The following is a 26,362-nucleotide window of genomic DNA, read 5'->3' on the forward strand; positions in this document are numbered from 1 at the left end:
AAAAGAGGCTTAAATTCGCCCCTTGTCTTACCATCTTGCATTGGATCAGGAATATTTGCTGCCACAAAAATGCTTATTCTTCTTCGGTGGTGTGGTGCTCATCCCCGAAACCCATGGAACTCATATCCAGATTTTCCCGGACTTTTTGGGTGACGATCGCCGCAACGTCCGGATTTTCCTCTAGATACTTCACTGCATTGTCGCGACCCTGGGCAATGTTATCCCCTTCATAGCTGTACCAAGCGCCTTTGCGGGTAATGACACCTGTTTGTTCCGCGAGGTCTAGCATGCAGCCCACACGGGAGATTCCTTTGCCAAAAATAATGTCAAATTCGGCAATGCGGAACGGTGGAGCAACTTTATTTTTCGCCACTTTAACCTTGGCGCGGATGCCAAATTCCCCTTCGCTCCCTTTCTTGAGGGTTTGGATGCGGCGGATATCTAGGCGCACAGAGGCATAAAATTTGAGGGCGGTTCCCCCGGTGGTTACCTCTGGATTGCCGTAACTAATGCCAATTTTTTGGCGCAATTGATTGAGAAAAATCACCGTACAACCCGAACGCCCCATATTCCCGGCAATTTTACGGAGGGCTTTACTCATGAGACGGGCCTGGAGACCCACCTGCACATCGCCCATTTCTCCTTCGATCTCTGCCCTGGGCACAAGGGCCGCCACCGAGTCAATCACGATTAGATCCACAGCCGCCGAGCGAACCAATTGGTCGGCAATTTCTAAAGCAGATTCGCCGTTATCGGGTTGGGCCACCAGCAGGTTTTCAATATCAACTCCCAAGGCCGCGGAATAGGTGGGATCCAGGGCATGTTCAGCGTCAATAAAAGCAGCGACGCCACCCGCTTTTTGGACTTCGGCGATCGCATGGAGAGCAACCGTCGTTTTCCCAGAACTCTCCGGGCCATAGATTTCCACAATTCTCCCACGCGGAAACCCACCGCCCATCGCCTGATCTAGGGTCAAAGCCCCACTGGGAATGGTTGCGACCTTCATCTGGGCGGCATCCCCCAACCGCATAATCGCCCCCTTACCAAAGTTACGCTCAATTTGGTTGAGCACTAGGTTTAGGGCCTTTTCTTTGTCGGGATTATTGCTGATGGCTGACATGGTTACCTCGATCGCCGTGGCGTAATGGGTCAAAAGTGATTGGATTTCTGAGTTCAATCGTACTTATGGTATCGCAATTTTCCCGGAAAGCTGTCGCAGGATTTTTACAATCTGACGAAAGGCAGATCCAGGTGATATTCCGGCGGCAAACAACCCTCACCGGGATGATTATTTGGGCTGCTGGAAGTGATAGATGGTCTGGGTTTTGACGGGGGCCGCTTGGATAAAGGTTGGTAACTGGAGCCAGGCCAAGAATTCACGGTCGAGTTGAATTTGCAACCCAGTCATGGGGTCATCCCCTGTGGCAATCATAAACTCCAATTCCGTGAGATCATCCCATTGGGCAATGTCGCCAAGGAGGGAGGCGATCGCCTGGAGATAGGGATGTTGCGTATCGGTGTACCAATCTGCGCGGGCTAACTTGGCCTGGTCGAAGCCTAGGTGAACGATTAAGGGTGCATTGGAAAAGACCGCACTAGCGACCGGACGGGCTTCCTCCCGCACGAGTAAATGTTGTTTTTGGGTCAAGTGGCGGAGCCGTTCTAAATGTTCATAACGCTGGGTGACATTATCCTTCCCTTGCCAACGGAGGGCAATGGTCGCTAGGTGGGTTTGCAGGAGCATATGTCCCAACTTTTGGGCCTTGGTATTGAGATAACGGGTATTAAAATCATTACTCTCAATCAGAAGCGGCACCCGATCGACCACCTCTAGGCCGTAGCCCTTCAGGCCCGCAATTTTCCGGGGATTATTGGTAATTAAACGAATCGCATGGACGCCAAGGTCATTGAGCATTTGTGCCCCCATGCCGTAGTCCCGAAGATCCGCCGGGAAACCAAGTCGTTCGTTAGCTTCTACTGTATCTAAACCCATATCCTGCAAGGAATAGGCCTTGAGTTTGTTAATCAAGCCAATGCCGCGCCCTTCCTGACGTAGATAGACCACCACCCCTTGACCGGCATTTTCGATCATCTTGAGGGCGGCAATGAGTTGCATTCGACAATCACAGCGCAGGGAACCGAGGGCATCCCCCGTCAAGCATTCTGAGTGAACACGCACCATCACAGGCTGGTCGGCAAAATTCTTCGGATCACCCTTCACAATGGCCACATGTTCTGTGCCATCCATGGTGTTGCGGTAGGCATAGATTTCAAACTGACCAAACTCTGTGGGGAGCTTCGTGACAGTCTCACGGTAGACAAAGCGGTCATTTTCGAGGCGATAGGAAATCAAGTCAGCAATGCTAATAATTTTGAGGTCAAATTTTCGGGCATATTCAATCAGTTCTGGCAGCCGCGCCATGGAGCCATCATTATTTTGGATTTCGCAAATGACCCCCGCAGGATATAGACCAGCCAAACGGGACAAATCCACCGCAGCTTCGGTGTGGCCAGCGCGCTTAAGGACACCACCACTCCGGGCTCGGAGGGGGAAAATATGGCCGGGGCGATTGAGGTCTTCTGGGCACGAGGTGGGGTCAATGGCCACCTGAATTGTGCGGGAACGGTCTTCGGCAGAAATTCCCGTAGTAACCCCCAGGCGGGGATGGGCATCAATGCTGACCGTAAAGGCGGTTTGGTTGCTGTCGGTATTTTTGTGAACCATCAAAGGCAGATCTAAGGCATCGAGGCGATCGCCGGTCATGGCCAAACAAATCAAGCCCCGTGCTTCTACGGCCATGAAGTTAATCATGTCTGGGGTGGCATGTTGGGCCGCACAGATGATGTCCCCCTCATTTTCACGATTTTCATCGTCTACGACAACGATGGCCCGTCCGGCTTTGATGTCGCCCAATGCCGCTTCAATCGAATCAAACTGCCAAGCTGTATCCACGTATTTTCCGGTCTGCTAAATGTAATGTTTCTTTAATATTTAGTTTCTATTGTAACGTTTTGCCGGGGTCGGTGCGGCCTAGATAATCACTTGGGGATCCTGGTGCTTGGGCTGTTTGAGCACGGGTTTTTGCTGGAGAAGTACCGAGAAAGTGACCGTTGATCCTAAGCCTTCGCCCATACTGTAGAAAGAGATTTTGCCGCCACAGGCTTCAACCAGTTTCTTGGAAATGGCGAGGCCCAACCCCGTACCGCCATATTTGCGGGTATGGCCACCCCGCACCTGGGAAAAATTTTGGAAGAGCTTAGATTGCATATCCAAAGCCACACCAATCCCCGTATCGATCACACTGATTTTGACCATCCCTGGAAATTGTTGATCATCGTGGATGACGGGTTTGAAAACTAGCTCAACATTGATCGTAATACCACCAGCATTGGTGAATTTGATCGCATTGCCCACGAGGTTCAGGAGCACCTGAAAAAGACGCTGGTAGTCGCCGTAGAGGATGATATCGTCGTGGCTTTCGGGCACTAAAATTTCCCAGGTGAGATTTTTGGTTTGTAACTGGGGCCGGGCAAAGTTATTGAGGTTATCGAGCAGTTCCCCTAGGCTAATGGGCTGGAGATCGAGGTCGAGTTTGCCTGATTCAATTTTGGCAATGTCGAGGATATCGTTGATCAGGTTCAGCAGGTGGAGGGCGCTTTCGTGGGCGGCGGCAATGAAATCTAACTCTTCGGCGCGGCCGTCGGCCATTTCATCGAGGACGAGGGTCAGAAAACCGATGATGCCATTGAGGGGGGTGCGGAGTTCGTGGGTGGTATTGGCGAGGAAGTCGTTTTTGAGGCGGGCGGCTTCGGTGGCGGCTTGGTGGAGTTGTTCGAGTTCTTGGTAGAGAGTAGCATGGGCGATCGCCGTTCCCAGTTGTTCGGCGAGCTCCTGGGCAAATTCTTGCTCAACTTCCTGCCAAATCCTGGGGCGATCGCACTGTTGCAGACAGATAAAACCATTGACACTACCTTGGTAGAGGGTAGGCAAGATAAGCACCGCTTGACTGTCGGCCAGGGCCGGGCAAAGGGTTGTTAAAGATTGGGAAACTTGAGTTTGATAAATTTCTTCGAGGACTGGGCTATCGGGCGATCGCCAACTAGCCCCAAGACAGGAGGGAACCGAGCTGCAACGATATTCTGCTTCGATCTGAAATCGGCTTTGGGTTGCATCGGCGGTCAACAATAGACAACGACTCACTTGTAAAGTTTTACCTAGGCCATTCATCGCCTCTTGACGAATCACCGTCAGGTCAAAGGTATTGCGGATCTTGCGAGCAATGCGACTGAGGGCTTTTTGATAGGACAGGGGAGAGAGGGAACTGGGGGCAACAGCCTGGGGGAAACCCACCACCAACAGTTGGCCCGCGCCGATGGCAGTGACCAAAAGCTTGAGGGGAAAAGTCTGGTCGGCCCATTGAAAAGTACCGTCTAGGGTTTCGGGGAGGCCCCCCTGACCCACCCGTTGCAGAGCAGTTGTGTAGATGGCGTTGTCTACCGTGATCCATTGCTGAAAAATTTCTGTTGTCACCATTGCCTGGGGTTGGCAGCCAAAGGTTTCTGCCCATTGCCAAAAAAAAGCGGTACAAACCCCCATATTGTCCTGGAGCCAGATAATTTCTGCGTTGAGGGCTTGCCAATAGGCGAAGTGCTGCCGTTGATCTGCTGGTAGTTGAGGCGGAAAACAACCCATGGAGGCATTGAGTGAATATTGTCGAGATTAAGTCCGGGTATTTGATGACTAGCCCAGGCGATCGCAATGAGATCCGCTGCGCGGTGCGCTTTTGAGAAAATCAAACCCTATTGGGGATTTTATCGGACTTTTCCTTGATGGCTGACAAAGGCCCATTATGACTAACAATTTTGGGGGTAAAGGCCAGCTTAACAACAATATACTTACCTTTCTTAATCGTTCCATTCCCCCTTGGGCGGAACTGGAGGATTACGCCGAAACCGTCGGGTCAGTTCATCATCGCGGACCCGTTCGCCCCGGAGCCACTGCTTAACGGCAGTTTCGATCACTTTGCTGGGGTCGTTAGTAAGATGTTTGATCTGATCGAGGACTTCTGGATCGATGTGAATCGAAATCTGGGTTTTTTCGGGCTGTCGTTGGGGGTCGGTGGGGTGATTTTCCATAGAAATGGCGGCCATTGGATGAGCTACATTCTATCAAAGGGCGTTTGGGTCTCTGTATCAAGGGGCTTGGGTAATTTCCCTAATCGAGGTTGTTATCTTTTGCGCCATCACAAGCTCTCTAAGAGGATGCTAAAGACTTTTAATGTAGGGTCTGCGGAGGCGATCGCCTTTGGTTAAGACCATGATGAAGGATTCATTTAGACAGCCAAAATTGTGACGGTTTCTTGATGGGGCTGCCATTTTGTTGCCCAAAAACAAGGAACCCCTCTGGTCTGGGGGACATAGAGGGGCATCTAAACTTATTGAGTTATTCAGTAATAACTGGACTGCCGGGGAGGTTCAATTTCGCCCTGGAGCAGTCGTTAGATTATTTAGGCGATCGCCGCAGCCATGGAGGGCACCAAAATTTCTTTGGGGAAACCGCGATCAAATTCGGTCATTTTACATTCCGTTGCCTGTAGCGCCTGCTGGAGGAATTTCATGGCTTCAACGGGTTTGCCGCGACCACAAAAGAAAAGATCAGCCGCAAAGTACCCATATTCGGGCCAGGTATGAATGGCAATGTGGGACTCAGCAAGGGTTGCGGTGGCTGTTACACCGTGGGGACTGAATTGATGGACACAGAGATCAATTAGAGTCGCTTCTCCGGCGGCGATCGCTTCGATCATGGCCCGACGGATACCTTCGGGATCATTGAGGAGGTTCGCAGGGGAACCCCAACCATCCACCACAAGGTGAGTACCCAATTTTTTCATTCTTTTTATCCTTACACTCCGAGTAAAGGGGATAAACTTTGCGTACATATCACAAAGAAGATCTCAGTTTCAATGATTTTCTGAGGAAAATAAATCCGTATTTTTACCTAAATTTGGATCGGGGAAATTTTCGCATCGCCCCCAAGGGACAATCAGCAACTTGTTATACTGTGCTGATAAAAACCGTTAACGCCAAAACAAACTACTGATGCAGCCCACCGATTCCAGCAAATTCACCGAACAAGCTTGGGATGCGATCGTCAAGTCACAGGAGATCGCCCGTCGCTACAGACACCAAAATCTTGAGGTGGAACATCTACTCTTGTCATTGCTAGAACAGGAGCAGGAACAGGGATTGGCCCAAACGATTTTGACCCAGACAGGTGTCGATGGGATCAGGCTCCAGCAGCAATTAGAACGGTTTGCCCAGCAGCAGCCCAAATTAATGCGGGGTGATCAGCTCTATCTCGGTCAAGGTTTAGACGTGATGTTAGACCGGGCCGAGGCCTGTCGCAATAGTTGGCAGGATGATTTTATTTCTGTTGAGCATTTGCTGGTGGGCTTTGCGGAGGATGATCGCATTGGGCGGCGATCGCTGAAAAGTTTTAACCTCGACCCCCAGGATCTCGAACTCAAAATCAAAGAACTCAAAGGTAGCCAAAAGGTCACCGCCCAGAACCAAGAAGAGAGTGGCAGTTCCTATGGTGGTAGTCCTCTAAGTAAATATGGCCGCGATCTCACCGAACAGGCCAAGGACGGCAAACTTGATCCAGTGATTGGGCGGGATGATGAGATTCGGCGCGTGATTCAGGTGCTTTCTCGGCGCTCGAAAAATAATCCGGTTTTAATTGGGGAACCAGGGGTTGGGAAAACGGCGATCGCCGAAGGTTTAGCCCAACGAATCGTCAATGGCGACGTGCCCGAATCCCTGAAAAATCGGCAGTTGATGTCCCTCGATATGGGTTCCCTCATTGCCGGCGCAAAATACCGGGGCGAATTTGAAGCCCGTCTGCGGTCTGTGCTTAAAGAAGTGACCCAGTCCGACGGACAAATTATTCTCTTTATTGATGAAGTCCACACCGTTGTTGGCGCAGGTTCTGCTAATGGCTCGATGGATGCGGGGAATTTACTCAAACCGATGTTGGCACGGGGCGAATTGCGCTGTATTGGGGCGACCACCCTCGACGAATTCCGCAAACATATCGAAAAAGATCCCGCCCTCGAACGGCGTTTCCAGCAAGTTTTAGTCCAACAGCCCACCGTGGAAGATACCGTTTCCATTCTGCGGGGCTTAAAAGAACGCTATGAACTGCACCACGGCGTCAATATTACCGACTCCGCCCTCGTTGCCGCTGCCACCCTCTCCAACCGTTACATCACCGACCGTTTTCTCCCCGATAAGGCGATCGATCTAGTAGACGAAGCCGCCGCCAAACTGAAAATGGAGATTACCTCCAAACCCGTTGAACTCGAAGCCATCGATCGCCGCTTAATGCAACTCCAGATGGAGCAACTCTCCCTCAAGGGTGAAGAACAACTCGGCACCACTTCCCCCGCCTATCTCGCCTCTAAGGAACGTTTAGACCGCATCGACGAAGAAATCAAAAGCCTAGAAGTTCAACAAAAGGATCTTTCTTCCCAATGGCTTGCCGAGAAAAATCTCATTGACGAAATTAATTCCCTCAAGGAAGAGGAAGAACAACTGCGCCTCCAGGTGGAGCAAGCCGAACGGGCCTATGACCTCAACAAAGCGGCTCAGTTGAAATATGGTCGTTTAGAAGGGTTACAGGCAGAACTGAGCGAAAAAGAAGCGAAACTGCTGGAAATCCAAGCGGCTGGGGATGCCATGTTACGGGAGCAGGTCACGGAAGCCGATATCGCCGAAATTGTTGCCCGTTGGACGGGGATTCCCGTGAATCGTCTGATGGAATCGGAACGGCAAAAACTCCTGCAACTCGAAGGTCATTTACATGAACGGGTGATCGGTCAACAGGAAGCTGTGGAAGCTGTCTCAGCGGCAATTCGTCGCGCCCGGGCTGGGATGAAGGATCCCAGTCGCCCGATTGGTTCGTTTATGTTTATGGGACCGACCGGAGTCGGGAAAACAGAATTAGCGCGGGCCTTAGCTGCCTTCCTTTTTGATAGTGAAGAGGCGATGGTGCGCATTGACATGTCCGAATACATGGAAAAACATGCTGTATCCCGTTTGATTGGTGCCCCTCCCGGTTATGTGGGCTATGAGGAGGGGGGGCAGCTGTCGGAGGCGGTGCGGCGTCGTCCCTATTCGGTGGTGCTGCTGGATGAGGTCGAGAAAGCCCATAAGGATGTATTCAATATTCTCTTGCAGGTGTTGGATGACGGCCGGATTACGGATTCCCAAGGACGGGTGGTGGACTTCCGCAATACAATCATTGTGATGACGAGCAATATCGGCAGTGAATTTATCCTCAGTTTGTCGGGGGATGATGCCAACTATGACAAGATGCGGGACAAGGTGACAGGGGCGTTACGGAAAAATTTCCGCCCGGAATTTTTGAACCGCATTGACGAACTGATTATTTTCCATACTTTGAAGCGGGATGAGTTGCGCGAAATTGTCAAACTGCAAATCCATCGCATCGAAAAACTATTGGCCGACCAAAAAATTACGTTATCGCTTACGGATGCGGCCCTCGATCATGTGGTGGAAGCGGGTTATGACCCGACCTTTGGGGCAAGACCTTTAAAACGGGCAATCCAGCGGGAACTAGAAAATCCTATCGCTAACCGCATCTTAGAAACAGACTTCATGGAAGGCGATCGCATTTTGGTCGATTGCGTCGAGGGTGCCTTGGTTTTTGATCGGCAGCGACCCGAACGAGAAGTGCCAGAGGTGATTTCGGAAGAGGCGATCGCCCCAGCACCGGAAGAGCAACCCACAGAACCAGAAGAGGCATCCATAACAGAAACAGAAATCCTTCCTGTCGTCGCACCGGATGAAATTGTGGTTGCAGAGGCTGAACTCGATGAACCCGATGATCAATGGTTTGGTGCCGATGAGCCAGAGCAAACAGCCAATGGCGTAGAATACCCGACCAGAGAAACAAATCCTCCAGCCTATGTTGGTGCTGATTCTGACTCAGAAGAAAATTGGTTAGATTCTATCTAGGTGTTGAGGCAAAAGGATAATGTTAAGCTTGAATTATTCTTGAGTGTTATGTACAAAGAAATACTTTGTAACTTGCTAAAGTTATCCTTCTAAAATTTATAAAACTTCAAAAAAACTGGTATCCATATAGGAGATAATGGGCGAAGAAACACAATGTTTTGAGTGCCGTGATTCCTGATCCTAGTTCATTTCGTAACGAAACAGAAGTCGAAAGTAAATTAATTGTCCATTACTTATTGCCAAAATTAGGTTATCCGCCTAACACTTGGTACCAAGAAGTTGCCTTTGGCAATATTCGTCTTGATTTTATGGCGTTTACCGCGACGGTAATGCCTTTCACTTGGGATAGTAGCTCTCCTCTAAATCTTATTATTGAAGCCAAAAGTCCGAGAGAAAATTTAGATCGTCATGTGCCTCGTCTAAGAACCTATTTGACCAGTTTAAAGTCTCCCTATGGAATATTAACGAATGGCAAAGATTTTCGTATTTACGAACGAGATGGCTCAAAAATAGATCTGTGTTTTCAATGCTCAGGATCAGAAATTGATGCTAACCTAGAAAAAATCAAATTTTTAGTTGGTCGTAAAAGTTTAAAACCCGTTCCCAGTAGTCGAAAAAAGTCTGAAATTCAATCAGAAAAAAATTTAACCGCGCGAAAAAATCGTATGAAAATCATCGCTGTTTATCACAATAAAGGCGGAGTTGGCAAAACAACAACAGTAGTCAATCTCGCCGCCGCATTGCAGAAGCAAGGCAAACGGATTTTAATTGTTGATTTGGATAGCCAAGCAAATACGACTTATGCAACTGGTTTGGCAAAATTTCTTGATGAGAAAGACGATGACCTTAAAAATAACAATATTTTGCAACTCATTCAATCTAGAGAAAAATATCCAGTCAAAGCAGTTGCAAGACCCTCAACTTACGTATCCCAAGGTATTGATGTAATCCCATCTCATATTGAGATGATGAAATATGAATCGGAATTAACCCGGATTGAACCAGCCAAAACTCGACTATTATCTAAGCTAAAAGATGTCAAGAATGATTATGATATTGTTCTAATTGATACTCCTCCCTCACTTAATTTGTATGCTCGTATTGCTTTACTAAGTGCAGGTTATCTAATCATTCCTTCAGACCTTAAACCATTTGCTAATGAGGGTTTAAATAATGTCAAAGATTTTATCGCGGATATAAACGAAGCCAAAGATATGTTTGGCATGTCTCCTTTGAAAATCTTAGGTGTTTTACCGTCGAAGATTTCAACGAATGCTCGCTTTGTCCAATACACATATCCCAAACGTCGCAGAATGGTCGAACAACGTTATGGTTTTCCCCTAATGTCTGCGGCAATTTATGAACGAGAAGATCTTGCCAAAGCGTTGGAAAATACCTTGGAGTATGGAGAAGAAGATATTCCGGATCCACTCTCTATTTTTGACTATAAATCAGATTCTGTATCAGCCCATGAATTTGCAATGCTAGCTAGTGAAGTATTAGAGAAAATCAATTAAATTATGCTAGAAAACCTTTTAAAAATTCAACTAATTGATATTCTATCTGTTGATAGCCCAGAACCCCGATCTGGTTTTTCTAAGGATAAAATTGAAGCTTTGGCCAATAGTTTTTTGACAGTCGGTGGGAACTCTCAACCTATTCTTGTTCAACGCTTAGATTTTGATTCATTTACCGTTGTTTCTGGACATTTAGAATATTATGCAGCAGTCCGAGCCAGAGAAATCAATGATGATTTTGAGATGATTAACGCGATCATTATTACTTCTGAAAATGAAGTGCAGATCAAGCATCAATATGATTATTTAAATACTGTGCAAGAAAGTTCTGCGACTAACTCTCTGGAACATAGTTTAAACAAAAATGAAATTGCTAATTTAGAAAAAAATCTTTTAGCTCACCTTCAAGATCAACTTAAATTTGAAGTTTCTCGCTTAGAAAATAATTTATCGAGAAATCTTGAGCAAAAATTTGATGGTGTTAAAATTCTTGTGCCTCGTGATGAGGATCACCTAGAAACCTTTAATGCTTCTGATTTCAAAATTTTAGTCGATAAACTAGGTTCTGCTGGCTTTACTGGTAAGAAAGGTCAGAAAATGGCAACAGCAATTATTCAAGAGAGAGAAAAAAGTCGCTTTAGTTCTTTGGGAGAAATTATTAACAGAGTGCGGTTACAGAACAAAAATAGAGCTATTACTGAAACTTCAATGGTAAAAATTCTAGATGCTTGGAATCGATTTATTGATGTAGAAGAAACTAAATAAAAGAAAAAGCCTTTGGAATATTCCAAAAGCCTTTTTCAAAATTATTAGATTATATGAGATTAAGCCGTTTGCAATAGACCACTGTGACGAAGCAAAGGTTCTGTTTGCGGTTCCCGACCCCGGAATTTCTTGAAGACTTCCAAGGGATGGAGACTGCCGCCTAGACCGAGGATCGTTTCGCGGAATTTTTTGCCCACATCGGCGATCGCCACCATATCTTCGAGACCAGCCTCTTCAAATGCCGCAAACGCATCTGCACTGAGCACTTCCGCCCACTTGTAGCTGTAATAGCCCGCTGCATAACCCCCAGCAAAGATATGACCAAAGGCACAGAGGAAAGAATCTTCTGGCAATGGCTTCATCACTGTGGTGGTTTCAGCGAGACGGTTCCGTACCTGTTCCGGGGTTTCACCACTGGCTGGATCATATTTTGCGTGCAGTTCGATATCGAGCAAACTAAAGTGCAACTGTCGCAACATTGCCGAGCCACTCATATAGGTGCGAGCAGCCAGGAGTTTCTGGTAATAATGCTCTGGGAGCGTTTCGCCTGTTTCGTAATGCTTGGCCATGCCAAATAGGGTTTCCCGGTGGTAGCACCAATTTTCCATAAACTGACTGGGTAGCTCCACCGCATCCCACTCGACATTATTGATGCCCGCCGCCCCAGGGTAGTCCACGTGGGTCAACATATGCTGCAGCCCATGGCCAAACTCATGGAAGAGGGTTTCCACTTCCCCAAAGGTCATCAAACTGGGCTTGCCATCAACAGGGGGCGTCTGGTTACAAATCAGATAGGCCACAGGTAGACGAGTGACGGTGTGACCATTGACCACCATTTTGGCGCGACCCACACAATCATTCATCCAAGCCCCACCGCGTTTTTCTGCCGGACGACTGTAGGGATCGAGGTAAAAACTGGCAATTTGTTCACCAGACTCGTCGTTAATTTTGAAATAACGCACATCTTCATGCCATACGGGAGCTTCACCATCGGCAGCGGTGATTTCGACGGAAAACAAGCGTTGCGCTAGGCCAAACAAACCCTCTAGCACCCGCCCAAGGGAAAAGTAAGGGCGCAATTCTTCGGCATTAAACCCAAATTTTGCTTCCTTTTGTTTCTCAGACCAATAGGCGATATCCCAATGTTTCAACTCCGGTTGTCCTGAAAAAGTCGTGAGTTCAGCCAATTCCTTTTTCGCGGCGGTAAAGCTCACTTGACGCAACTCTTCCATCAAGTTTTCTACGGCTTCGACGTTGGGAGCCATCTTCCGGGCCAGACTCAGTTCGGCGTAATTTTCAAAGCCTAAAATTTGGGCCTTTTGTTTACGTAACTCAAGGATGCGATCAATGTGGGGGTGGTTATCAAATTCCCCAGAAGAAGCCTTCGAGACTGCCGCTTTGTAGACTTTTTCCCGCAGTTCCCGGTTTTCGGCATATTTCAAAAAGGGGAGATAGCTGGGGTAGTCAAGGGTGATCACCCAGGGGCCATTTTCTGGGGTCGCATTTTCTTCCCCTTCACTGCGGGCGGTTTGGGCGGCGAGACTCAGGGCGCTATCGGGTAAACCTGCCACATCTTCTTTATTGGTCAGTTTGAGCTTAAAGGCCTTGGTCGCATCGAGGACATTATTTGAAAATTTCGTCGAAAGATCCGCCAGTTCCAATTGGATCGCGTTGAATTTCTCTTTGGTTTCTCCTTCCAGACTTACCCCAGCGAGTTCGGCTTCCTTGAGGGCAGTTTCGATAATCCGTTGCTGGACGGGTTCTAGTTTGTCCCATTGGTCACTTTCGCGGATCGCTTTGTAACCTTCATAGATGGGGCGACTTTGGCTCCAGCGGTTGATAAACTGCACCACGGCGGGTTGCATTTTTTCGTAGGCAGCGCGCAGTTCTGTACTGTTTTTGACGCTCATCAGATGACCGATCACCCCCCAAGTCCACATCAGTTTTTCTTCGAGCTGAGTGAGGGGTTCGACAAAGTCTGTCCAGGTGGGTTTGAGGTTCGTCTCAAGATCGCTAACCTGTTGCTCTAGTTCCGTCAGGAGGGTCGTCACAGCGGGTTCAACGTGTTCTGCCTTGATCTCAGCGAAGGGGGGCAGACCATGGCCGATGAGGAGGGGATTCTGGGTCATATGCGGTTGATTTTTCTGATGTTTACGCTATTTCCCATTATGACAGCAAGTTTTTGGAGAAGGCAGTGGGGATATCTGGGCACGGTTAGCTGGCTATCCTACGGGATTGTTATGATTTGAAGCGAATGAATTTTATGGGCGGCGATCGCCTTTTGAGCCTGAGGATATGTCGAGCAAAATGTCTGGAATTAATTTTGAAGCGTTTGTGGATACAGAAACGACCCGTTCTTTTGAGTTGCCCGGCGCAAAACCCCACTACAACCCCGACCGTCCGGGACAGGTAGAGCATATCTGTTTGGATTTGGATCTCGACATGACGGGGCGATCGCTCTCCGGCACTTGCACGATTACCCTTGCGCCGGTGCGTTCTGGGGTGACGTCCCTAACCCTCGATGCGGTGGACATGGCCATTGAATCGGTAAGCATCGGCAGCGTCAGTCAACCCTTTGATTATGATGGCGAAACCCTGAATATTCGCTTACTAAAACCCACCGCCACCGAAAAAATTGAGGTGGCGATCGCCTACCGGTTAACGGAACCCCAACGGGGCATTTATTTCATTCAACCGGACGACCATTACCCTGATAAGCCGGTGCAGGTGTGGACCCAAGGGGAAGATGAAGATTCCCGCTTTTGGTTTCCCTGTTTCGACTATCCCGGACAGCTTGCTACCTCTGAACTGAAAATTCGCGTGGCTAATCCCTATCGGGCCATTTCCAATGGGGAATTAATCAGCAGCGAGGAACAAGGGGGAAAAACGGAATATCACTGGTATCAAAAGGAAATTCACCCGTCATATTTAATCACCTTGGCCGTGGGTGATTTTGCTGAAACAAAAACCGAATGGCAAGGAATTCCCGTCCTTTACTACGTGGAAAAAGGGCGCGAAGCCGATGGCGATCGCAGCATGGGCAAAACGCCCCAGATGATGGCTTTTCTCAGTCAAACCTACGGCTACCAATACCCATTCCCAAAATACGCCCAAGTGTGCGTCGATGACTTCATTTTCGGCGGCATGGAAAACACATCTACCACCCTTTTAACGGATCGCTGTTTACTTGACGAACGGGCGAGCCTCGACGATCAACGCACCGAAACCCTCGTGTTACACGAGTTAGCCCACCAATGGTTTGGCGATCTGGTGGTGATTAAACATTGGAGCCACGCCTGGATTAAAGAAGGGATGGCCACCTACGCCGAGGTACTCTGGACAGAACATGAATATGGCAAACAAGAAGCAGCCTATTATCTCCTCGAACAGATGCGGAACTATCTCGACGAAGACAGCAGCCGTTACCGTCGCCCCATCGTCACCCATGTTTATCGTGCCCCCATTGAACTCTATGACCGCCACCTCTACGAAAAAGGCGCTTGCGTCTACCACATGATCCGCACGGTGTTGGGGGATAAATTGTTCTCAAAAGCAATTCAAAAGTTTGTCCAAAAACATGCCCACCAAACCGTCGAAACCGTTGATCTACTGCGGGCGATTGAAGAATCCACTGGGTTTAACCTGGCTCCACTTTTTGATCAATATGTCTTCCGGGGTGGCCATCCGGATTTTGAGGTGGCCTACAGTTGGGACGGGGAAAATGGTTTAGCAAAACTGACGGTCAAACAGACCCAAGGGAAAAAAGACGAAAAAGCCCTCTTTGATCTCAAAATTCCTGTTGCCTTTAACTATCTCGATGGGGAAACAGTCAGCCAAAAAACCTTTACCTTTAGGCTCAACGACGCGGAACATACCTTTTATATTCCCCTCGACCGGAAACCGGATTTTGTCAGCTTCGATGTGGGCAACCATTGGACAAAAACGGTGAAATTGTCCTACCCGATGGCGGAACTGAAAAATCAACTGACCCATGATCCCGATCCCATTTCTCGCGTTCAAGCAGCCGAGGCGATCGCCAAGGAAGGGAACCTCGAAGCGGTCAATACGTTGCAAACAGCTTTAACAACAGAAGCGTTTTGGGGTGTACGGGTAGAGATTGCCAAAGCCCTTGGGACGATCCAACTCAATCAAACTGAGGATGTCCTGATGGCAGGTTTAAAGGATTCCCATCCCCGTGTCCGCCGGGCCACCCTATCTAGCCTCGGTAAGTTCAAAACCGAAAGTAGCTACGAAGCGATGAAAACTTTTCTCTTGGCAGGAGATGCCAGCTACTATACCGAAGCCGCCGCCGCCCGCACCCTAGGCGCAATGGTTGCTGTTGGTTTAACGGACAAAGCCGAGGCCACCCGTGACTTGCTTAACCAGATCCTCAAAACCCGCGCAGGTTGGAATGAAGTTGTCCGTGCCGGAGCAATTGGCGGACTCGCCGCGATGAAAACCTCCCCCGAAGCCGTGGACGCGATCCTGCCCTACACCGAACTGGGCATCCCCCAACCACTACGCCTTGCCGCAATCCGGGCTCTAGGTACCGTCGCCAGTGGCCAAACCAACGACAAATTAGCAGTCATTCTCAATCGCTTAGAGGCGATCGCCAGGGAAACCTTCTTCCTCACCCAAGTTGCCATTGTGAGCGCCCTCGGCCAGATCGAAAATCCCAAAGCTGTTACGCTCCTCCAAACCTTGGCCAACCAAGCCCCCGACAAGCGCGTCCGCCAGCGGGCCGAGGAAACCGTGAGCAGCCTCCAGAAAAAGCTCAGCACCGACAAAGCGATTCAAGGATTGCGCGAAGACCTCGATAAACTGCGGGAAGACAACAAACAACTGCAAAGTCGCCTCGCCAAACTCGAAGCCCAGGGCAACCCTTAACTGCACTTTTGGGGCGAACTTTCCGGGGCGATTTTGCGTCGAAAAAAATAAGTTGAATAGCCCAGCAATTTGTCAACCACTTGGCGATCGCCCCAAGAATTATCCCAAGGCCGGATCCATTGGCGATCGCCCTCTGCCATTCCACAAAATCTACTTATCAATTCTTTAGACTCCGGACATCCGTGCTACCATCGGTAGTCAAAAAGGTGGCGAGGCAACATCATCCCTCATCATCTGCGGTGGAGGAGTTCAAGGAGTTTCCTAAATCTTATGGCCCAACTACAGTCCAGTCTATCCCCCAATACGAATCTCAGAATCGGCGTGATTGGCGTAGGCAACATGGGGCAACACCACACCCGTGTCCTTAGCCTCCTCAAAGATGTTGAACTCATTGGCGTCGCGGATCTCAACGTTGAACGCGGCTTAGACCTCGCCAGTAAATATCGCATCCGTTACTTTGAGGACTACCACGCCCTACTGCCCCTCGTCGATGCGGTTTGCATTGCGGTTCCTACCAAGCTCCATTACCAAGTGGGCCTAGAGTGCATGGCAGCGGGCAAACACGTGATGATCGAAAAACCCATTGCGGCGAGTATTAGTGAAGCCGAAGCCCTCGTCAATGCAGCCGCCGAACATAACGTGATCCTCCAAGTTGGCCACATCGAACGGTTTAATCCCGCCTTCCAAGAACTGAGTAAAGTGCTCAAAACCGAAAAGCTCTTGGCGATCGAAGCCCATCGCATGAGTCCCTATTCCCAACGGGCAAATGATGTTTCCGTCGTCTTGGATTTAATGATCCATGACATTGACCTGCTCCTAGAAATGGCAGCTTCTCCGGTGGTCCAACTGACAGCCACGGGTTCAAAAAAAGACGATTCTAACCACTTAGATTACGTAACGGCCACCTTAAATTTCGCCAATGGCATCGTGGCCACCCTCACGGCAAGCAAAGTCACCCACCGCAAAATCCGCACGATCGCCGCCCACTGCCAGAATTCCCTCACCGAAGCCGATTTTCTCAATAACGAGATCGAAATTCACCGCCAAACCACCGCCAATTACACCACCGACTATGGCCAAGTTCTTTATCGTCAGGATGGTTTGATCGAGCAGGTTTACACCAGTAATATCGAACCGCTCCACGCCGAACTCGAACATTTCGTTCAATGTGTCCGGGGGGGCGAACAACCTTCCGTCGGGGGAGAACAGGCGTTAAAAGCCCTCCGCCTTGCGAGCTTGATTGAACAAAGCGCCCTGGATGGCAAAGTCTGGAAAGAGGCTGATCGCCATTACCAACACCTCAATAAGCCGAAGACCATCGTCACGCCCCTCTCCGTTTCTTGATATTTTGCGTTTTCGATGCGTGAAGGGGCGCAGTTTTCGCTACCCTTAATAGATAAATAATCATCCTTTGACTTTAGCGGGTAAGGAGCCGCTGCACTGACTATGTCTGATCTCAATCGTGGCATCATGAAATTTGACGGCGCAGATAAACCCATCGTCGTCGCCGTTTCTGCTGTTTTAGTTTTAGGGGCGATCGCCGCCCTGGTGATCTGGGGTCTCACAACCGCCTATTCGTTCTAAACTAATCCAGTCACCTCTAGCTCCTACGACACACTTTGAATTTCCTGTTTGCGATCGCCGCCGCTGAATCTAGCAAACCAAGCCCCCTATTGGGGGAAATCTGGCTTGATCTCGCTGTTTTGGTGGTCATGATTTGCCTATCTGCTTTTTTCTCAGGTTCTGAGACTGCCATTACCGCCTTTGACAACCTCAAACTCGAAGGACTAATTAAGCGCCAAGGCGATCCCCAGGGCATTTTCCGGATTGTCCTCAAAAACCGGACGCGATTTATCACAACCCTGCTGCTGGGAAACAACCTCGTCAATAACTTCTCAGCGATTCTCACTAGTAACCTCTTCGCGATTTGGCTAGGGAACGCTGGGATCGGCATTGCGACGGCTGTCGTCACCATCGTCGTCCTCATTTTTGCAGAGATCACCCCCAAGTCCCTCGCCATCCTCAATGTGCGCTCGGCTTTTACCTTCGTTGTGCCGCCCATCTATTGGCTGTCGCGTATTCTGTCGTCCTTGGGGATCATTTATATCTTTGAAACCATCACCGAAAAAACGATCAAGATCTTTGAAGGCCGCCAAAATAAAAATTCTCCCACCAGCGAAACCCTCACTGAACTGCAACTGATGATTGAAATCCTAGGAGGGAAAGGCAAGCTTGATCTGCAACGCCGCCGCATTTTGGGAAATGCTCTCCTCCTCGATGAAATGATGGTCAAAGATGTGGTTAAGCCACGCATCGATATGCAAACCATCGCCCACGATGCCACCCTCCAGGAGCTGGTCAACCTCTGCCTCGAAACGGGCTACACCCGCATTCCTGTCCAAGAACAATCCAAAGACCACATCATCGGCATCGTTAACCTTAAACAAGCCCTTAAGGGTCTCCATGCTCCAGAATCTCCCCAGACCCAAACCCCAGCAATTGTCCGTTCCGTGATGGATACGCCCGTTTATATCCCTGAAACGAAGCGGGTAGCAGATCTGCTCAAAGAAATGCTCCAACAACGCCTCCACATCGCCATTGTCGTTGATGAGTATGGGGGCACAGTGGGCCTTGTCACCCTAGAAGATTTACTCGAAGAGCTGGTGGGTGAAATTTATGATGAGAGTGATTATGCTCCCCGCGAACCGGGTTTACCAAGCCGTTTTTCTGATCGATAAAGGTTGGGTTGGGGGTCTGTTAGAAAAAATTGGCGATCGCCTTGCAATATTTTATTTTTATGCTAGGATTGATAACTGTGAAAACAAAAAACGTGGGTCGGTGCCCGAGTGGTTAATGGGGGCGGACTGTAAATCCGCTGACTATGTCTACGCTGGTTCGAATCCAGCTCGGCCCACCACATTGCCCATATGGCTCAGGGGTAGAGCACTCCCTTGGTAAGGGAGAGGTCACGAGTTCAAATCTCGTTATGGGCTTCTTAAAAGAATTAATTGTTAACCAGTATAAAAAGCGTTTGAATACTCGCTTGAATTATTATTCCTTCGGATATCTGCCGTTGCCGCAATCTTTTGTTTTTCTTTAGGATTAATAGGGGCGCACCAGGTTTACCCATCGCCCTGCCAAACTGAGTTATTCTAAGCATCTATGACTGAGAACCAAAAGACCCAACCAGCACCGACCCAGGAAACCACAACGACATCAGAAAAGGTGCTGTGTCCCCATTGCAAACGCACCGCAACCAATGGCATTAAATGTAAGGGGATCTGTGTCGCCGATAGTGATTATTAATCGGTTGCAGCTCAAATCATAAAGGAAATACCATTTAAACTAATTAGCAGCAATAATAAACCAAAATTTACCCACAATTCTTTTTTATAGGTATTCATCTTTTCCCCAAGAATGCGGGCTGTTTTTTGTTGTAAATAATGGCGCAATTTTAGGGGCAGTTTTTCGTAATATTGCCGATATTCCAGGGCCGTTAGCAGGACATTCCCAACGTTGTAGAGGGTGATGCCGAGGAGAATCCAGCGGTAAAGGTTATAGAAATTCATTGCTTACAAAAATCTATGGCAGCCGGAGAACTAATCTGAAGTTGATGGCTGAGGGAAAAGAAATAGCGGGTAAAACCCCACTCGGTGATGTTCGGTTGTACTGCTTCTATTTTGGAAAAAATCCTTTTAGTATCAATATAACCTAGGGTCAGAAGAGAGCAATACTGTGGTGGATTTAAAGAAACTAGAAGAACTCAATATTCAGCAAACGGTGGCCGGAATTCTCCAGGACTTTAACCCTATTTTTTCGTCTACTTCTTCTTCTGGACAAACTGGGCAGTGGCGCGCGGCGATCGCCGCCTTGACGGATTTACTCCTGCGCTCCGGGGGCGAAACCCGTGGTGTCATTTTATCGAGCCCTAGCCCGGTCTTTGACGCGCCCCAAATCACCCGCCACCACCATCATTACGTTTTAACGCCGAAAAATCTCCAGGATATTGCCCTGAGTCATCTGCAATTGCCGGGGGCCGGTTTGAATCAAAGCATTCGGCACCACAATAATCAAATCGTTGAGTTTCCAATTCTGCCCAATGATCCGTTAGCCCAGGAACAATTTTGTTTGATTTTGACGGCGAAGTTTAATTTTGCGATGGCCCTGTCTCCCCAGGGATTGCTCTTTTCGTTTGAAACAGAGGCGATCGCCGCCATTTGGCAAATTTTGCAGTGGCGCATGGCCCTAACGCAACCATTTCAGTTCCAAACCCTCGCCCAACTTTGGCCCCGCTTTGCCGAGGTTGTTCCGGACTATCGTCTTGTCTCTCGGTTTAGCCAGTTAATGGTGCGATCGCTGACGGTTAATTTACCCCAGGCTGATTCCCTACCATCTCCAGAACCCCACCAAACCCCTGAACCAACCGCCCAAGCTCAACCGGAATTAGAGCTATTGCAGGCTCTCACCCATGAAATTCGCACGCCTTTGACAACAATCCGTACCATGACAAAGTTGTTGTTAAAAAAGAAAACCCAACTGACCCAAGACATTGTCAAACGCATCGAAACCATTGAGCAAGAGTGCAACGAACAAATCCGGCGCATGGAACTTATTTTTCGGGCGGCCGAATTGGAAACTCCATCCCATCACCCGAAGCAAACCCTGCAACTGGTACCCATTTCCCTAGAACAAATTTTCCAGGAGGGAACACCCCGTTGGCAAAAACAGGCCCAACGGCGCAATGTCAACCTAGAGGTCGCCTTGCCCCCATACCTGCCCCAGGTGGTGAGTGATCCAGCGATGCTTGACCAAATGCTGTCCGGGTTAATCGAGACCCTCACGCGACGCCTACCGACGGGAGCAGAGGTACAAATCCAAGTCAGCACCGCCGGCAACCAACTGAAGTTAGAAGTCCAGTCCCACGGCCTAGGTCAAAAATGCCTTGAAAAGGCGATTGGCCAGTTGCTCATTTTCCAACCAGAAACGGGCAGCTTGAGTCTGAATTTAGATGTGACTAAAAATCTCTTTCAACAGTTAGGCGGCAAACTGGCAATTCGACGCCGGGCTTCCGGGGAAGAAGTCTTTGCTATTTTCTTACCCCTCGGCAATAGCTTCGCTGTGCCCCTCTAGGTCTTGTAAGGGCATGGTAAAGCACCCATAAATTCCCCTTGGGAATGTCTCTGCTAACCAAACGCTGAATTTCACCATTGATGCAAAAAAAGATGGGCCACACTAGAGGAGCCCATCTCTGTTAATTTTCGATTTAGTTTTTATCGGGTGCTGGAGGTTTAGGCACCAGGAGCTGCTGGCTCAGAGGGAGGTGCGTCGGCCTCGAGGGCAATGGGTTCTGCATCCAGCTTCATGGTGAGGTAGCGAATAACCATTTCCCCTAAGCGCATATCCCGCTCGACGGCTTTGATTTGGCTGCCATCGGCTTTGTAGTTTACTTGGATGTAGATACCATCGTTGAAGTTCTGGATCGGATAGGCGAGGTGGCGCTTGCCCCGTACTTGAACCTGAAGGTCGCTTGCCCCAGAGTCTTGGAGCATGGTCTTGTATTTGCTGGAGACTTCCTGCACCTGCTCTTCGCTGAGGTCGGGGCGCAGGATGTACATCATTTCGTAGTTGTTGCTCATTACTGTTTAATATAAATCCTTCTGGACAATAAGGCCGCTCGATGTGTGGAAATTTCGGATTTCTTTTACGATTCGAGAAGCAAGGATATAAAATTCTACTACACCTTGCCCCCTTTTAGGGAGTGTTGGCTGGATCTGAAACTGATGAAAAACAGATCATGACTTGGGTCTGAGGGTCTGTCATCGATTGGCGATCGCCACCTTGAGGTGGAGCTTTGTTCTGTGTTTAGTTGATCAAAATTCATTTATGGCGCAACGATATGTTCGGGTTCAAACTCCCCAAGGGCAAGTATTATACGGACTGCTAAAGCTCAACCGTGAAGTGCAGGTGATCGATGCACCGGCTTGGTTGGGGGGACAACCGACGGGGGAAAGTCTCGCGCCGGATGAGTACCAATTATTGGCCCCCTGCGCCCCGTCAAAAATTGTTGCGGTGGGTCACAACTATGCCGCCCATGCGGCGGAACTCCAGCAGCCGATTCCGTCGGAACCAGTGTTATTTTTGAAACCTCCCAGTGCGATTGTGGCCCACCAACAGGGCATTGTGTATCCGGCCCAATGTCAACAGTTGGAGTTTGAGGGGGAATTGGCCCTTGTAATTGGCGATCGCACCCGCCATTGCTCTGAAGAAGAGGCCCACCGAAAAATTTGGGGCTATACCATCGCCAATGATGTGACGGCGCGGGATCTCCAACGGCAAGATGCCCAGTGGACGCGGGCAAAGGGATTTGATACGTTCTGTCCCCTCGGCCCTTGGATTGTGCGCGAGCTTAGCCCCGATGCCAAATTGCGCACCTATGTGACGCCCCTGGGGGAAGAACTCCCTGAACAATCAGACCCAGCCCAGGCCGCCTCGGTGCAGGATATGGTTTTTTCCGTGGCCAAATTGGTGAGTTACATCTCCGAAATTATGACCCTGTTGCCCGGTGATGTGATTTTGACGGGCACCCCCGCCGGAGTTCACCCTGTCCGCATTGGCGATCGCCTGTTGATCACCATCGAAGGGATCGGCGAGCTTGAAAATCCCATCATTGCCCCCTAAGACCCGTCCCCGTCCTCCATTGCTTGTTGTTGACTACCCGTTGCCATGCCCATCGCTAAACGTTTTTTGACCCGTACCTGTGCTGCTGCCGCCTGTCTCTTCCTTGTGGGTTGTGGTACCGCCAATAACATTACGCCCCCAAATCCCAGCGAACCGACGTTGCTCCGACTGCTGTACTGGCAAGGGCCAACCATTTTAAATCCCCATCTTTCTACGGGTTTTAAGGACTGGGAAGCCAGCCGAATTACCCTCGAACCCCTGGCAACGTTTGATCCCGATAGCGAGTTGGTGCCTGTGTTAGTCGCAGAAATTCCCAGCCTCGAAAATGGGGGGCTCAGTGCCGATGGACGCTCCGTAACTTGGAAACTCAAACCAGATTTGCGTTGGTCTGATGGGGAGCCGTTCACGGCGGCGGATGTGGTTTTTACCTATGAATTCATTACAAACCCGGCGGCGGGGGCGACCAATGCGGGGGTTTTTCAGGGGGTGGAAACCGTAGAAGCCATCGACGAAACAACGGTGAAGGTCACTTTTAAGGATGTGACCCCTGCCTGGTTTGGGGTTTTTGTCGGGGCCGAGGGGATGATTTTACCCCGTCACAAATTTGTCGATTACCAAGGAGAACAGGCCAGAACTGCGCCAGCCAATCTGTTACCAGTGGGCACAGGGCCATACCGGGTGGTGGAATTTAAGCCGGGGGATGTGGTGGTTTACGAAAAGAACCCCCATTACCGAGAGGTCGAGCAGTTAGGTTTTGAGCGACTAGAGCTAAAAGGGGGTGGGGATGCCACCGCAGCGGCGCGGGCTGTCCTCCAAACAGGGGAGGCAGATTTTGCCTACAATCTCCAGGTGGAAACCAAGGTTTTGACGGAACTGAGTGCAGGGGGACAGGGTCAAGTTTTAGCAAACTTTGGGTCTTTGAGTGAACGGCTAGTCCTCAACTTCACTGACCCCAACCAAGAAACCCCCAGTGGTGAACGGTCGAGTTTGGCTTTTCTCCATCCTTTCTTGACGGATCGGCGCGTGCGGGAGGCGATCGCCACGGCCATTGATCGCGAGACCATTGCCCAGGAACTGTATGGTGTTACGGGCAAACCCACCAGTAATTTTGTGGTAAATCCCCCTGAGTTCGTCTCCCCCAATACCAGCTATAGCTTCAACCCAGAACAGGCCAAGGCCCTCCTCGACCAAGCAGGCTGGGTCGATACTAACGGCGATGGAACCCGTGATCAAGACGGCGTGGAGATGCGGTTGCTGTTCCAGACCTCCGTGAATCCACTCCGCCAGAAAACCCAAGCGATTATTAAGCAAAATTTGGCCGAAATTGGGATGGCCGTTGAACTAAAAAGCATTGACGCCAGCATTTACTTTTCCGGCGATCCGGCCAATGTGGACACCACAGAACGCTTTACGGCAGATTTGCAGATGTTTACGACGGGTAATACCAATCCTGATCCCCTGCCCTATTTCAAACGTTATACCTGCGCTGAAATTCCGACCCAGGCGAACAACTGGACGGGGGATAACTATGCCCGTTATTGCAACCCCGATTATGACGAACTCTGGGCCGCAACCACCCAAGCCCTCGATCCAGAAGAGCGGCAAGCCTCTTTAATTCGCCTCAATGATTTGCTGATTCAAGAGGTTGCGGTCATTCCCCTAATTCACCGGGCAGAAACCGCCGGGATTGGCGATCGCCTTACGGGAGTTAGCCTCACGCCCTGGGATATGAATACTTGGAATATTGCCGCCTGGCGCAAGGAAGCCTAGGAATGACCGCCCTAAAATAGACCCCGCCGACCATTCGGCATGATAGTGGCCCAGTTCGTTTTAGCAGTTTTGAGTTGCTGGTCTGTGATTTTGGCGTTGCGCAAATTCGCGCCACAGAGATTTGCCCCGTCCAGCAGAGCGTAGTTTAAATAGGCTTGTTTTAGGTTAGCGCCCCGCAGATCGGCTTGGCTGAGGTTGGTATAGCTCAGGTAAGCCTGTTCTAGATTTGCGTCCCGGAGATTCGCTTGGTGTAAGTTAGCTTTGCCAAAATCAGCGCGACTGAGATTTGCCCCCTGGAAATTGGCTTGAATCATTTGGGATTGGTGGAAAATACACCCCGATAAATTCATGCGCGGCAGGCTGAGACCTAACAGTTGTAGTTGAGCAAAGTTTCGGCGACCTTGGCCATAGGCACTCAACATATCCTGGGCGGTCAACTTAGTCTCCATCGGATTCGTCCGATTAGCTTTGTTCGGCTCGACCCGCATGGTTTTGCCCATGGTAGAACGGGGTTTGTTGCGTCCTGCGGTCAATCGATTAATGCGCTGGGCAGAGGCAGAGGGGTGATAGGTATCTGTCTGGGAAGGGGCACCATAGGGTTTCTTTTGGCGATCGCGTCTTGCTCGGATGGCCATCGCTAACTGAGAATTAGCCAGGGTGGAAGGGCCGCCCGTCAGTTCCCCATCGTCATCGCTTGAGGCGGTGGGAGAAACTTGGCCCCCAGTGGTTCCCGTAAAGGATTCTGCGCCACTCAAATCTGCCATGCCCTGGGCCAGGCTTTCCATATAGGGTTCCATTTCGAGGGCATCAAGCACATCCTGGGCGGATTGATAGCGGTGCTTGACTGAACTCTCCAGCATTTTGTGGAGGACACTCGCGAGGCTGTTGCTGATATTGACGTGGGACTCCCACAGCAGTTCTCCCGTTTTGGAGTCGTAGTCGAGGTCCTTGGGGGGTTTCCCGGTGAGCAAATAAAGACAGGTGATCCCCACCGCATAGATGTCACTGGCATAGACGGGACGCATGGCCATTTGCTCTGGGGGGGCATAGCCTGGGGTGCCAACGGCGAAGGAGGTGAGGGCTGTTTGTTCTGATGTCGAGGCGATCGCCTCGGCGTTAATTTGATTTTTTACCGCGCCAAAATCGATCAAAACTAACTTCTTGTCTTGGTCGCGGCGAATCAGGTTTGCGGGCTTGATATCCCGGTGGATCACCTGTTGGGAATGAATATATTGGATGACAGGTAAAACTTCACTGAGAAATTGCCGCGCGCCGGCTTCACTAAATGGCCCATTTTTTTTCACTTCCTGCTGCAGATTATTGCCTTTGACATATTCCTGGACGAGGTAAAAATGATTGTCGTCTTCAAAGTAATCCAGGAGGCGGGGCACCTGGGGATGATTGCCGATGCGACCGAGGGTCTCGGCCTCCCGTTCAAACAGTTCGCGGGCCATCTGGAACAGGTGAGGCACGTTGCTCGCAAGACGCAGTTGCTTGATCACACAGGATGGTTTGCCAGGGAGGTTCAAATCTACCGCGAGGAAGGTGGCGCCAAAACCACCATGGCCTAAGCTTTTGAGGGGTTTATAGCGTTGGCGCAGGATTAGGCTACTGCCACAGGTTCCGCAGACTCGCGCCTTGAGGGGATTTTTGGGGTTGGAACATTTGGGATTGATACAGTAGCTCATCCAGAGTCACCTTAATGA

At 49.7% G+C, this 26,362-nt stretch carries 20 protein-coding genes and 2 tRNA genes; 13 read left to right on the top strand and 9 right to left on the bottom strand.

The window, feature by feature from the left end:
• Nucleotides 1-73: 73 nt before the first annotated feature.
• From recA to speD, 5 genes are all read right to left on the bottom strand, one after another.
• Nucleotides 74-1,120: a recombinase RecA gene (gene recA, locus AACQ84_RS02155; protein ID WP_012306060.1), complete on the bottom strand. Its 1,047-nt coding sequence runs from the start codon at nt 1,118-1,120 to the stop codon at nt 74-76.
• Between the two features lie 168 nt (nt 1,121-1,288).
• Nucleotides 1,289-2,953, bottom strand: coding sequence for a bifunctional 3,4-dihydroxy-2-butanone-4-phosphate synthase/GTP cyclohydrolase II (gene ribBA / locus AACQ84_RS02160; RefSeq protein WP_012306061.1), 1,665 nt, complete (start codon nt 2,951-2,953; stop codon nt 1,289-1,291).
• Between the two features lie 78 nt (nt 2,954-3,031).
• Complete coding sequence (locus AACQ84_RS02165) at nt 3,032-4,693, bottom strand: GAF domain-containing sensor histidine kinase (protein ID WP_012306062.1); 1,662 nt, start codon at nt 4,691-4,693, stop codon at nt 3,032-3,034.
• A gap of 212 nt (nt 4,694-4,905) precedes the next feature.
• Nucleotides 4,906-5,136, bottom strand: a complete 231-nt coding sequence (locus AACQ84_RS02170; RefSeq protein ID WP_030007054.1) for a hypothetical protein — start codon at nt 5,134-5,136, stop codon at nt 4,906-4,908.
• A gap of 371 nt (nt 5,137-5,507) precedes the next feature.
• Nucleotides 5,508-5,891 (bottom strand): adenosylmethionine decarboxylase, encoded by a 384-nt coding sequence (gene speD, locus AACQ84_RS02175; protein WP_041443332.1) that lies wholly within the window; start codon nt 5,889-5,891, stop codon nt 5,508-5,510.
• Nucleotides 5,892-6,099: 208 nt separating this feature from the next.
• Here speD and clpB point away from each other — a divergent pair, with 208 nt between their 5' ends.
• The 3 genes from clpB (at nt 6,100) to AACQ84_RS02190 (ending at nt 11,321) form a co-directional block, all read left to right on the top strand.
• Nucleotides 6,100-9,039 carry an ATP-dependent chaperone ClpB gene (gene clpB / locus AACQ84_RS02180; RefSeq protein ID WP_012306065.1) on the top strand — a complete coding sequence of 980 codons (2,940 nt, stop codon included), beginning with the start codon at nt 6,100-6,102 and terminating at the stop codon, nt 9,037-9,039.
• Between the two features lie 167 nt (nt 9,040-9,206).
• Entirely contained in the window at nt 9,207-10,556 is a 1,350-nt protein-coding gene (locus AACQ84_RS02185) for an AAA family ATPase (protein WP_012306066.1), read from the top strand.
• 3 nt (nt 10,557-10,559) lie between these two features.
• Entirely contained in the window at nt 10,560-11,321 is a 762-nt protein-coding gene (locus AACQ84_RS02190) for a ParB family chromosome partitioning protein (protein WP_012306067.1), read from the top strand.
• Nucleotides 11,322-11,380: 59 nt separating this feature from the next.
• Here AACQ84_RS02190 and AACQ84_RS02195 read toward each other — a convergent pair whose 3' ends face one another.
• On the bottom strand, nt 11,381-13,450 hold the full coding sequence (locus AACQ84_RS02195; RefSeq protein ID WP_012306068.1) for a M3 family metallopeptidase: 2,070 nt from the start codon (nt 13,448-13,450) through the stop codon (nt 11,381-11,383).
• Nucleotides 13,451-13,616: 166 nt separating this feature from the next.
• Here AACQ84_RS02195 and AACQ84_RS02200 point away from each other — a divergent pair, with 166 nt between their 5' ends.
• The 7 genes from AACQ84_RS02200 (at nt 13,617) to AACQ84_RS02230 (ending at nt 19,514) form a co-directional block, all read left to right on the top strand.
• Nucleotides 13,617-16,208, top strand: coding sequence for a M1 family metallopeptidase (locus tag AACQ84_RS02200; RefSeq protein ID WP_315862086.1), 2,592 nt, complete (start codon nt 13,617-13,619; stop codon nt 16,206-16,208).
• A 270-nt stretch (nt 16,209-16,478) separates the two neighbouring features.
• Nucleotides 16,479-17,552, top strand: a complete 1,074-nt coding sequence (locus tag AACQ84_RS02205) for a Gfo/Idh/MocA family protein (protein WP_012306070.1) — start codon at nt 16,479-16,481, stop codon at nt 17,550-17,552.
• Between the two features lie 102 nt (nt 17,553-17,654).
• The gene (locus AACQ84_RS02210; protein ID WP_012306071.1) at nt 17,655-17,792 is read left to right on the top strand and encodes a hypothetical protein; all 138 of its coding nucleotides are present in this window, start codon (nt 17,655-17,657) and stop codon (nt 17,790-17,792) included.
• Nucleotides 17,793-17,920: 128 nt separating this feature from the next.
• Nucleotides 17,921-18,946, top strand: a complete 1,026-nt coding sequence (locus AACQ84_RS02215; protein ID WP_143589444.1) for a hemolysin family protein — start codon at nt 17,921-17,923, stop codon at nt 18,944-18,946.
• A 94-nt stretch (nt 18,947-19,040) separates the two neighbouring features.
• Nucleotides 19,041-19,125, top strand: a tRNA-Tyr gene (locus AACQ84_RS02220).
• A gap of 4 nt (nt 19,126-19,129) precedes the next feature.
• A tRNA-Thr gene (locus tag AACQ84_RS02225) sits at nt 19,130-19,201 on the top strand.
• 169 nt (nt 19,202-19,370) lie between these two features.
• Nucleotides 19,371-19,514 (top strand): hypothetical protein, encoded by a 144-nt coding sequence (locus AACQ84_RS02230; RefSeq protein ID WP_012306073.1) that lies wholly within the window; start codon nt 19,371-19,373, stop codon nt 19,512-19,514.
• Nucleotides 19,515-19,525: 11 nt separating this feature from the next.
• Here AACQ84_RS02230 and AACQ84_RS02235 read toward each other — a convergent pair whose 3' ends face one another.
• The gene (locus AACQ84_RS02235) at nt 19,526-19,777 is read right to left on the bottom strand and encodes a hypothetical protein (RefSeq protein WP_030007062.1); all 252 of its coding nucleotides are present in this window, start codon (nt 19,775-19,777) and stop codon (nt 19,526-19,528) included.
• Between the two features lie 166 nt (nt 19,778-19,943).
• On the opposite strand from AACQ84_RS02235, the gene AACQ84_RS02240 reads away from it, so the two are divergent.
• On the top strand, nt 19,944-21,338 hold the full coding sequence (locus AACQ84_RS02240) for a sensor histidine kinase (protein ID WP_012306074.1): 1,395 nt from the start codon (nt 19,944-19,946) through the stop codon (nt 21,336-21,338).
• Nucleotides 21,339-21,496: 158 nt separating this feature from the next.
• On the opposite strand, the gene rpsF is transcribed toward AACQ84_RS02240, so the two are convergent.
• Entirely contained in the window at nt 21,497-21,844 is a 348-nt protein-coding gene (rpsF, locus tag AACQ84_RS02245) for a 30S ribosomal protein S6 (protein ID WP_012306075.1), read from the bottom strand.
• A 247-nt stretch (nt 21,845-22,091) separates the two neighbouring features.
• Between rpsF and AACQ84_RS02250 the strand changes: the two genes are divergently transcribed.
• Nucleotides 22,092-22,886, top strand: a complete 795-nt coding sequence (locus tag AACQ84_RS02250; RefSeq protein ID WP_012306076.1) for a fumarylacetoacetate hydrolase family protein — start codon at nt 22,092-22,094, stop codon at nt 22,884-22,886.
• Between the two features lie 45 nt (nt 22,887-22,931).
• A complete protein-coding gene (locus AACQ84_RS02255; protein ID WP_012306077.1) occupies nt 22,932-24,656 on the top strand; it encodes a peptide ABC transporter substrate-binding protein in 1,725 nt (574 codons plus the stop codon).
• Nucleotides 24,657-24,667: 11 nt separating this feature from the next.
• On the opposite strand, the gene AACQ84_RS02260 is transcribed toward AACQ84_RS02255, so the two are convergent.
• On the bottom strand, nt 24,668-26,344 hold the full coding sequence (locus AACQ84_RS02260; protein WP_012306078.1) for a serine/threonine-protein kinase: 1,677 nt from the start codon (nt 26,342-26,344) through the stop codon (nt 24,668-24,670).
• Nucleotides 26,345-26,362 lie beyond the last annotated feature (18 nt).

Source organism: Picosynechococcus sp. PCC 7002 (assembly GCF_963860125.1).
Taxonomy (GTDB): domain Bacteria; phylum Cyanobacteriota; class Cyanobacteriia; order Cyanobacteriales; family MRBY01; genus MRBY01.